At 61.3% G+C, this 9,615-nt stretch carries 6 protein-coding genes; 5 read left to right on the forward strand and 1 reads right to left on the reverse strand.

The annotated features are described in order from the left end of the window. Window positions 1–146: 146 nt before the first annotated feature. The 5 genes from pvdM (at window position 147) to ACIPL2_RS19805 (ending at window position 8,389) form a co-directional block, all read left to right on the forward strand. Complete coding sequence (pvdM, locus tag ACIPL2_RS19785) at window positions 147–1,526, forward strand: pyoverdine-tailoring dipeptidase-like protein PvdM (protein WP_401358743.1); 1,380 nt, start codon at window positions 147–149, stop codon at window positions 1,524–1,526. Then, entirely contained in the window at window positions 1,523–2,803 is a 1,281-nt protein-coding gene (locus ACIPL2_RS19790) for an aminotransferase class V-fold PLP-dependent enzyme (RefSeq protein WP_401358744.1), read from the forward strand. Before pvdM ends, ACIPL2_RS19790 begins: the two co-directional genes overlap by 4 nt. A gap of 125 nt (window positions 2,804–2,928) precedes the next feature. After that, entirely contained in the window at window positions 2,929–3,792 is an 864-nt protein-coding gene (locus tag ACIPL2_RS19795) for a formylglycine-generating enzyme family protein (protein ID WP_401358745.1), read from the forward strand. A 247-nt stretch (window positions 3,793–4,039) separates the two neighbouring features. After that, on the forward strand, window positions 4,040–5,689 hold the full coding sequence (locus ACIPL2_RS19800) for a cyclic peptide export ABC transporter (protein WP_401358746.1): 1,650 nt from the start codon (window positions 4,040–4,042) through the stop codon (window positions 5,687–5,689). Window positions 5,690–5,911: 222 nt separating this feature from the next. Beyond that, a complete protein-coding gene (locus tag ACIPL2_RS19805; protein WP_401358748.1) occupies window positions 5,912–8,389 on the forward strand; it encodes a TonB-dependent siderophore receptor in 2,478 nt (825 codons plus the stop codon). 268 nt (window positions 8,390–8,657) lie between these two features. On the opposite strand, the gene ACIPL2_RS19810 is transcribed toward ACIPL2_RS19805, so the two are convergent. Then, a complete protein-coding gene (locus tag ACIPL2_RS19810) occupies window positions 8,658–9,614 on the reverse strand; it encodes an alpha/beta hydrolase (RefSeq protein WP_401358750.1) in 957 nt (318 codons plus the stop codon). Window position 9,615 lies beyond the last annotated feature (1 nt).

Below are 9,615 nucleotides of genomic sequence, written 5' to 3' on the forward strand. Positions count from 1 at the left end.
TCCTACGGGTTAGCGCAAAACCTGTAGGAGCGAGGCTTGCCCGCGAAGAGGCCCTCAGCCCCACCCTAAATTTCCAACCGGATCACTCGTCCATCCCAGATAGCAAAGCCCCCCACACCGGGGCAACGAACCTGACTGAGATGAACATGACAAAACCACGTTCGAAAAAGGCGCTTTACCTCGGCCTGGCGCTGGCGATCAGCGCCGGTGCAGGCTTTGCGGCTTGGGGTTACTGGTTCAAGGACAACCCAGGCTACCCGGTCAAGGTGATGAAACAGGCCGATGAACTGCACGAGCGCATGTTGTCCTTCGACAGCCACGTCACCGTCCCGCTGGACTTCGGCACCGCCGGCAATGAAGCGGACAAAGACGGCACCGGCCAGTTCGACCTGGTCAAGAGCGGCCGCGGACGCCTCTCCGGCGCAGCCCTGACGATTTTCGGCTGGCCGGAAATCTGGAACGGCGCCAACGCCCCGCACCGCCCCACCGCCGGCTTCGTCGACGAGGCACGGTTCGAGCAGGAAACCCGCTACAAAATCATCAGCACCCTGGTGCGCGACTTCCCCAATCAGGTCGCCATCGCCTACACCCCCGACGATTTCCGCCGCCTGCACGGTGAAGGAAAGTTCGCGATCTTCATGAGCATGCTCAACGCCTACCCGCTGGGCAACGACCTGAACGCCCTGGACAAGTGGGCTGCCCGGGGCATGCGCATGTTCGGCTTCAGTTACGTCGGCAACAACGCCTGGGCCGACTCGTCGCGCCCGCTGCCGTTCTTCAATGATTCGCGAGACGCCCTCGGCGGCCTGTCGGAGATCGGCAAGCAAGCCGTGCATCGCCTCAACGACCTCGGCGTGATCATCGATGTCTCGCAGATGTCGACCAAGGCCCTGGAGCAAGTCGCCCAGTTGAGCCGCACCCCGTTGGTCGCCTCCCACTCGGCCCCGCGCGGGCTGGTGGACATTCCGCGCAACCTCAGCGACCAGGAAATGCAGCTGATCAAGAACAGTGGCGGCGTGGTGCAGATTGTCGGTTTCCCGACGTACATCCGCCCATTGAGCCAGGCGACCCAGGACAAACTCAACGCCCTGCGTGCACGCTTCGACCTGCAACCGCTGCAAGGCCTGGAAATGGCATTGATGCCGGGGGATCCGATCATCACCGTCTGGTCCGAGCAGCGTTTCGGCGAATACGCCAGCCAGCTCTACGCCATCGTCGATGAAGAACCGAAGGCCACGCTCAAGGACTACGGCGACGCGATCGACTATGCGGTGAAGAAGATCGGTATCGACCATGTCGGCATCAGCTCCGACTTCAACGATGGCGGCGGCCTTGATGGCTGGAAGGACGTCAGCGAAGCACGCAACGTGACCGCCGAGCTGATCAGCCGCGGCTACAGTGAAGCCGATATCGCCAAGCTCTGGGGCGGCAATTTCCTGCGGGTCTGGGACCAGGTGCAGCAGTCGTCCAAACCTGTGGCGAAAACTGATCCCCACTTTTTTTGCAAAAGCGAATCGAGCTCATGACCAACCGTCGTTCATTCCTCAAGCAGGCCGGCATTCTCGCCGCCGGCCTGCCCCTGAGCAGCGCTGTGAACCTGCCGACGCTGGCCGCCACTGCGCCAGCACTGCCGCGGGACAAGTGGGCGCAACTGCGCCAGCTGTTCAATCAGGACCCGGACTACCTGCACTTCGCCAATTTCCTGGTGACCTCGCACCCGAAACCCGTGCGGGATGCAATCGAAATGCACCGCGCCAACCTCGACCGCAACCCCGGACGGGCCATGGACTGGGACCTGGGGGAAACCGAAAAACGCGAGCAGGCCGTACGCGTCTGGGCCGGTCGTTATCTCAAGGCGCAGCCTGAACAGATCGCCCTCACCGGCAGCACCACCGAAGGTCTTTCGCTGATCTACGGCGGCATTCATGTGCGCCCCGACCAGGAAATCCTCACCAGCGAACACGAACACTACGCCACCAATTACGCCCTGGATTACCGCCAGCAAAAGGACGGGGTGAAGATTCGCAAGCTGAAGCTGTTCGAGAACAGTCGCGATATGTCGGTGGATGAGGTACTCGGCACGATCGCCAAAGGCATCCGCCCGAACACCCGCGTGCTCGGCATGACCTGGGTGCAATCCGGCAGCGGCGTGAAGCTGCCGATCGGTGAAATTGGCAAACTGGTGGAGGAAAAGAACCGCAATCGTGAGGACAAGGAGCGCATTCTTTATGTGGTCGACGGCGTGCACGGCTTCGGCGTGGAGGACCTCGACTTCCCCGACATGCACTGCGATTTCTTCATTGCCGGCACCCACAAATGGATGTTCGGCCCACGCGGTACCGGGATCATCTGCGCTCGGTCAGCCGAGCTCAAGGACGTGACGCCGACCATTCCGACCTTCTCCGAAGCGACCTCATTCTCGACCATCATGACCCCGGGCGGTTATCACAGCTTCGAACATCGCTGGGCCCTGGACGAAGCCTTCAAGTTGCACCTGGAACTGGGCAAAGCCGAGGTGCAGGCGCGCATTCACGCCCTCAACACCTATGCGAAGAATCGCCTGCTGGAACAGCCACAGATCGAATTGGTGACGCCAAAGAGCCCTGACGTGTCCGCCGGTTTCACTTTCTTCCGGATCAAGGACCGCGACTGCGAAAAAGTCGCCGCCCAGTTGATGGCGAACCGCGTGGTCTGCGACTCGGTGGACCGCGACGTCGGCCCGGTGATTCGCATCGCCCCCGGCCTGCTGAACACCGAGAACGATATCGACCGCTTCATGGCCCTGCTAAACAAAACCACCTGACACAAACCCGCTTTTTGTAGGAGCGAGGCTTGCCCGCGAAGGCGCTCCCAAGGACGCCTTCGCCGGCAAGCCGGGCTCCTACAGGTTTCGTTTTCGCCCGGATTTTTCTTTAATCGAGACAACTCATGAACAGTCATCTGCTGACCCTCGCCTTGTCCGCCCTCCTGACCGGCCTGCTGCCGACCGCCGCACAAGCCGCCACTCCCCCGCCAGCGGGCAACGTGTTCAAGGACTGCCGCGACTGCCCGGAAATGGTCGTGCTGCCCGCGGGCACTTTCACCATGGGCACGCCCGATGATGAAGTCGGACGCGAACCTGATGAAGGCCCGATGCACGAAGTGACCTTCGCCAAACCGTTCGCCATGAGCCGCTTCCAGGTCACCGCCGGTGAATGGGACGCCTACGTGCGCGAGAGCGGCGTGACCATCGCCAACGGTGACACCCGGCCGGGCCGCGAGTGCGTCGCGAGCAAGCCGCGTTATCCGCAAAGTCCGCGCCAGCCAGCGGTGTGCATGAACTTCGACGACGTCAAACACTATGTCGCCTGGTTGTCGAAAAAGACCGGACAGACCTACAAAATGGTCAGCGAGGCGCAACGCGAGTACGCCGCACGCGGCGGCAGCAAAGGTCCGTTCCCCTTCCCGTTCGATGAAGGCAAGGAATACAGCATCGCCAAGCACGCCAACACTTATGGCCCGGCGGACGGCTACAGCTTCAGCTCGCCGGTGGGCAGCTACCCGCCCAACGCCTTCGGTATGTACGACATGCACGGCAACGTCTACGAGTGGGTCGAAGACTGCGAACACCCGGACTACGTCAGCGCGCCCACCGATGGCAGCGCCTGGGTCGAGCCCAACTGCGAAGCCGTGCGCATTCGCGGCAATGACTGGGGTGAAGCCCCGGTGTTCTCCCGCTCCGGCAACCGCAACAGCCAGTACCCGCAAGCGCGTGGTGACTGGATGGGTTTCCGTATCGTGCGTGACCTTTAAGCCTGGCAGAAACACCGTGTGATCGTTCTTCGCGAGCAAGCCCGCTCCCACATTCGACCGCATTCCCCTTAAAGAAACACGGTCGAATGTGGGAGCGGGCTTGCTCGCGAAGGCGGACCAGCAGCCAGTATCGCCATCAACAGGCACACCGCTATCGGGTTGCCGCCAGTCGGCGACCTTCTAAATTAAGCCCCCGACCAGACGTTCTACTGGGTATCTGCCTTTACGACCCTAGGAACTGTCTTCCATGACCCAGCCAACCCGTGGCGCCATCGGCGAATTGTTCGCCCTGTTGAAACCCTTTCGGCTCATTGTCGCCGCGTCGATCTTCCTGGGCATGGTCGGCGGCCTGAGCGTCACGGTGTTGCTGGCGACCATCAACACCGCCCTGCATTCGGAAACCGGCCTGACCCAAGGCGTCGTCGCGTTGTTCGCCGGCCTGTGCCTGTTGGCCCTGGCCAGTTCGATCTGCTCGGACATCGGCACCAACTACGTCGGCCAGCACATCATCGCCAAGCTGCGTAAACAGCTGGGCGAAAAAGTCCTGTCGGCCCCCATCGAACAGATCGAGCGCTACCGCAGCCATCGCCTGATTCCGGTGCTGACCCACGACGTCGACACCATCAGCGACTTCGCCTTCGCCTTCGCGCCCCTGGCGATTTCCCTCACCGTGACCCTCGGTTGCATGGGCTACCTGGCGATTCTGTCGTGGCCGATGTTCCTGATCATGGTCGCGGCGATCCTGATTGGCACCGCGATCCAGGCCTACGCCCAAAGCAAAGGCGTGCAAGGTTTCATGGCCGCCCGTGATGCCGAAGACGAGCTGCAAAAGCACTACAACGCGATTGCCGAAGGTGCCAAGGAATTGCGCATCCACCGGCCACGCCGCCAGCGCATGTTCGTCTCGGGCATCAAGGCCACTGCCGAGTTCATCTGCAACACCCAGGTGAGCTCGATCAACACCTTCGTCATCGCCAAGACTTTTGGCTCGATGCTGTTCTTCGTCGTGATCGGCCTCGCGTTGGCATTGCAAACCTACTGGCCCAGCGCCGACAAAACCGTGATGAGCGGCTTCGTGCTGGTGCTGCTGTACATGAAGGGCCCGCTCGAACACTTGATCAGCACCCTGCCGATCGTCAGCCGCGCACAAATCGCCTTCCGCCGGATCGCCGAACTGTCCGAGCAGTTTTCGACGCCGGAACCTCATCTGCTGCTCAGCGATCAGGGCAACGTCAAGCAAGCCGTACACGAGCTGAAACTGGCTGACGTGCGCTTCAGTTTCCCGGCGGCCGAAGGTGCCGCGCCGTTCCAGTTGGGGCCGGTGAACCTGACGATCAAGCACGGCGACATCACGTTCATCGTCGGCGAGAACGGTTGTGGCAAGACCACGCTGATCAAATTGCTGCTGGGCCTGTACACGCCGCAGCAAGGGGAAATCCGCGTCAACGGCGAGGCCATCGACGCGCAGAATCGCGATGACTATCGCCAGTTGTTCACCACGATTTTTGCCGATTACTACCTGTTCGACGATGTGGTCCAGGGCGATACGCACATCCCCGAGGACGCCAACAAATACCTGCAACGGCTGGAGATCGCGCACAAGGTCAGCGTCAAGGACGGCAATTTCACCACCACCGACCTCTCCACCGGCCAGCGCAAACGCCTGGCGTTGGTCAATGCCTGGCTGGAGGAACGCCCGGTGCTGGTGTTCGACGAATGGGCGGCCGATCAGGACCCGACCTTCCGCCGCATCTTCTACACCGAGCTGCTGCCGGACCTGAAGCGCCTGGGCAAGACCATCATCGTGATCTCCCACGATGACCGTTACTTCGACGTCGCGGACCAACTGGTGCGCATGGACAGCGGCCGCGTCATCACCGAACTCGCCCCGGCCTGAAACACCGTCCTGTAGGAGCCAGGCTTGCCGGCGAAGGCGATCTTGAGTACGCCTTCGCCGGCAAGCCTGGCTCCTACAAAAACGCGACCACATCCCCCTTCTTCCATCACTCACTAATTTATTTTTCCGGTTTCTTTCCGGTTTCTCGTTTGTGCCGCGTCTAATAATCATTCTTATTAACAAAAACTCTGCACACCACTTTTTCAGGAGCTCAGGTAAGTAATGCGACCTCAAACCCGCCGCACACCTCTCGCGTTGGCCGTACAGCGCCCGACTTTGCATCGCACCCTGTTCACCAGCGTACTGCTGACCGCCACCTTGCTGGGGAGCTCGATGGCCAATGCTGCACCTGTAAAAGTGAATATCCCTGTTCAGCCGCTTTCCAACGCGTTGACCGAACTGGGCATGCAGACCAACCTGCAAATCCTGTACAGCCCGGACCAGGTGGCCGGGATCAAGTCCCGCGCGGTGTCCGGTTCCCTGGAGCCGTCCGACGCCCTCAAGGCCCTGCTGCAAGGCACCGGCATTTCATTCCAGATCAACGGCAACAGCGTGACGCTGGTATCCGGCGGCGGTTCGAGCCTGCAACTGGGCGCGACCACTATTTCCGGGCAGGCCCTGGGCCTGACCACCGAAGACACCGGTTCCTACACCACCGGCGCCACCACCACGGCCACCAAGCTGCCGCTGACCATTCGCGAAACCCCGCAATCAGTGACTGTGGTCACCCGCCAGCAAATGGACGATCAGGGTGTCACCAGCGTCGCCGACGCCTTGCGCAACACCCCGGGCGTCTCGACACAGAAGTACGACAGCGACCGTACCGAGTTTTCCGCCCGTGGCTTTGCCATCACCAACTTTCAGTACGACGGCGTCAACATTCCCTACGACGGTGTTTACGGGGAAAACCCGAACAACAGCGACGACGCCGCCAGCCTCGACCGCATCGAAGTCATCAAAGGCGCGACCGGCCTGATGACCGGCGCAGGCGACCCGTCTGCCACCGTCAACCTGGTGCGCAAGAAACCGACCAAGGATTTCAAGGCTTCGGTCAGCGCCACCGCCGGCTCCTGGGACAACTACCGCACCGTCGGCGACATCTCCGGTTCGCTGACCGATTCGGGCAACGTACGCGGCCGCTTCGTCGGCGCCTACCAGGACAGAGATTCGTACATCGACCACTACAGCCAAAAGAAAGACGTCTTTTACGGCATCCTCGAAGCCGACCTGACCGACGACACGCTGTTTACTGTCGGCATCGACAAGTCCAGTGCCACCCCGCGCGGCAGTTCCTGGACCGGTAACGCGCCGTACTTCTCCGACGGTGGCCGTACCGATTTTTCCCGCAGTTTCAACCCGGGTGCCGACTGGAGCCGTCGTGATTTCGACAGCGTCACCTACTTCTCGTCGCTGGAACACGCACTGGCCAATGGCTGGAAATTCAAGGCCAGCTTCGATCAGAAAACCACCGATCACGATACGCAACTGGCCTCGGCCAGCGGCGGTTACCCGGACCGCGTCACCGGCGAAGGCATGTTCTTTTACTGGGGTCGCTGGGAAGGCCATCGCGTGCAGAACACCGCTGACGTCAACGTCTCCGGCCCGTTCAGCCTGGGCGGTCGCGAGCATGAACTGGTGGCAGGTTTCATGACTTCCCACTCCCGTCAGACCGGCGCGACCTACGACTCCACCGCCTTCGGTGAAGTGACGGGCAACATCTTCGATTGGGAAGGCCACCTGGCGAAACAGGACTTCCCGAAAAACGGCAAGTACGAGCGCACCCAGAGCCAGAACGGCGCTTACCTGGCCACGCGCCTGCGTCCGACCGACGACCTGTCGTTCATCCTCGGTGGCCGTGTCAGCACCTACAAGTACAACGAGGATTACTCCTACTATCCGGGCACGGGCGTCGCCGACACCCACGCCAGCTACAAGGAACATGGCGTTATCACGCCGTACGCCGGCGTGGTCTACGACCTGGACGATACGTACTCGGTCTACGCCAGCTACACCAGCATCTACCAGCCACAGATCTACAAGGACGCCAGCGGCAAGACCCTGGAGCCGGTTGAAGGCAACAGCTACGAGACCGGTCTGAAAGCCGCCTACTTCGAAGGCAGACTGAACGCCAGCCTGGCTTTCTTCCGCATCGAGCAGGATAACGTCGCCCAATACGTCACCACCGACACGGACACCGGCCAGGACGTCTACAAGCCCATCTCCGGCGCGACCACCAACGGCGTGGAACTGGAAATGGCCGGTGAACTGGCAGAAGGCTGGAACCTGTCGGCCGGTTACACCTACGCCCGTACGCGTGACGAGGACGAACAACGCATCTTCGGCTTCCCGCTGGCCACCAGCAAACCGGAACACGTCGTACGTACCTTCACCACTTACCGCCTGCCCGGCGCGCTGGACCAGTTCACCGTCGGTGGCGGTGTCAGCTGGCAGAGCGCTTTCTACGGCCAGAGCTTCAGCCCCAACGTGGGCGGCGGCGAAGGCGGTAGCACCATGCTCAAGCAAGGTGGCTACACCCTCGTGGACCTGATGACCCGCTTTCAGTACGACGAACACCTGAGCTTCACCGCCAATGCCTACAACGTCTTCGACAAGAAGTACCTGACGGGCCTGGGCAACTTCGGCACCACGTTCTACGGTGAGCCGCGTAACCTGCAGATCACCGCGAAGTATGATTTCTGAGCGCCAGGCTGAAATGAACAATGCCCGTGTCGTGAGATGCGGGCATTTTTTTGTGGGCGAGGGATTTGGGTTGAATGTGATGCCGTCTTCGCGGGCAAGCCTCGCTCCTACAGGTTTGGTGTCGACCATTTGATCCTGGCTCGACACATCCTTGTAGGAGCGAGGCTTGCCCGCGAAGGCGATAGTGGCCTCACCCACAATCCCCTTACCCGGCACAAAAAAGCCCTCCATCCCCTTTCGCAGAGATGGCGGGCTCGTTCATTTTATTTCACAACCGCGAACGCACCCACCCCGCCACTTCCGCATGAATCCCCGCCACTTCGCTCAGCAACCCACCCATGCGCATAAAGTCATGGGTCATGCCCGGTTGCTCCAGCAACGTCACGTCATTACCGGCCGCACGCAAGCGCTCGGCATACGCCAGCCCTTCGTCATGCAACGGGTCATGCCCGGCCAGGTACACCAGCGCCGGGGCCACGCCGGACAGGTCCTTCGCCAGCAACGGCGAACAGCGCCAATCCGCCAGGTCCGCTGTCGTTCGTGCGTAGTGGGCGTAGAACCAATCCAGCGTCGGCGTTTCCAGCAGATAGCCTTCGGCAAAATCCCGGTGCGAGGCACGTTTTGTCGTGGCGTCCGTCACCGGGTACACCAGCAATTGCGCCTTGGGTTTCAACGCCAGTTCCTCAGGTTCACGCAGCGCCATGATCGACAACACCGTGGCCAATGTCGCCCCCACGCTGTCACCGGCCACGGCCACCCGAGTCGCATCCAGACCACGCGTCGCGCCCTCGCGGACCAGCCAGTTGCCGGCATCGCAGGCGTCCTGCACCGGGGTCGGGAAACGCCACTCCGGCGCCAGGCGATAATCCACCGTCAACAAGGCAAAACCACCCTGTGCCGCCAGCCGCCGGCACAACGCATCATGGGAATCGAGGCTGCCCACCACGTAACCGCCGCCATGGAAATACAGCACCACCGGTTGCAACCCGGAGACCGAATTCCCGTCGCGATACAGCCTTGCCGACAAGCTATGGCCATCCCGCGCGGCAATCGTGAAGTCTTCACAGAAAACACTGTCCAGCGGCACATCGAGAAACCCCGAGGAGGCTTCGAAATCGATCCGCGCCTGTTGCGGAGTCTGTTCATGCATCGCACGGCTTTTGCCGGTCAGGCGGCCGAACTCGGCGAGTTCGAGAAAAGCTTCAAGTTCTGGCAACACAGCCATG

It is taken from the genome of Pseudomonas sp. NPDC086251 (assembly GCF_044746405.1).
Classification (GTDB): Bacteria; Pseudomonadota; Gammaproteobacteria; order Pseudomonadales; family Pseudomonadaceae; genus Aquipseudomonas.

Bases quoted from the DNA above. Each gene is read 5' to 3' on its own strand.
- ACIPL2_RS19800 (WP_401358746.1), top strand. From the start codon at position 4,040: ATGACCCAGCCAACCCGTGGCGCCATCGGCGAATTGTTCGCCCTGTTG.
- ACIPL2_RS19790 (WP_401358744.1), top strand. From the start codon at position 1,523: ATGACCAACCGTCGTTCATTCCTCAAGCAGGCCGGCATTCTCGCCGCC.
- ACIPL2_RS19810 (WP_401358750.1), bottom strand. From the start codon at position 9,614: ATGGCTGTGTTGCCAGAACTTGAAGCTTTTCTCGAACTCGCCGAGTTC.
- pvdM (WP_401358743.1), top strand. From the start codon at position 147: ATGACAAAACCACGTTCGAAAAAGGCGCTTTACCTCGGCCTGGCGCTG.
- ACIPL2_RS19795 (WP_401358745.1), top strand. From the start codon at position 2,929: ATGAACAGTCATCTGCTGACCCTCGCCTTGTCCGCCCTCCTGACCGGC.
- ACIPL2_RS19805 (WP_401358748.1), top strand. From the start codon at position 5,912: ATGCGACCTCAAACCCGCCGCACACCTCTCGCGTTGGCCGTACAGCGC.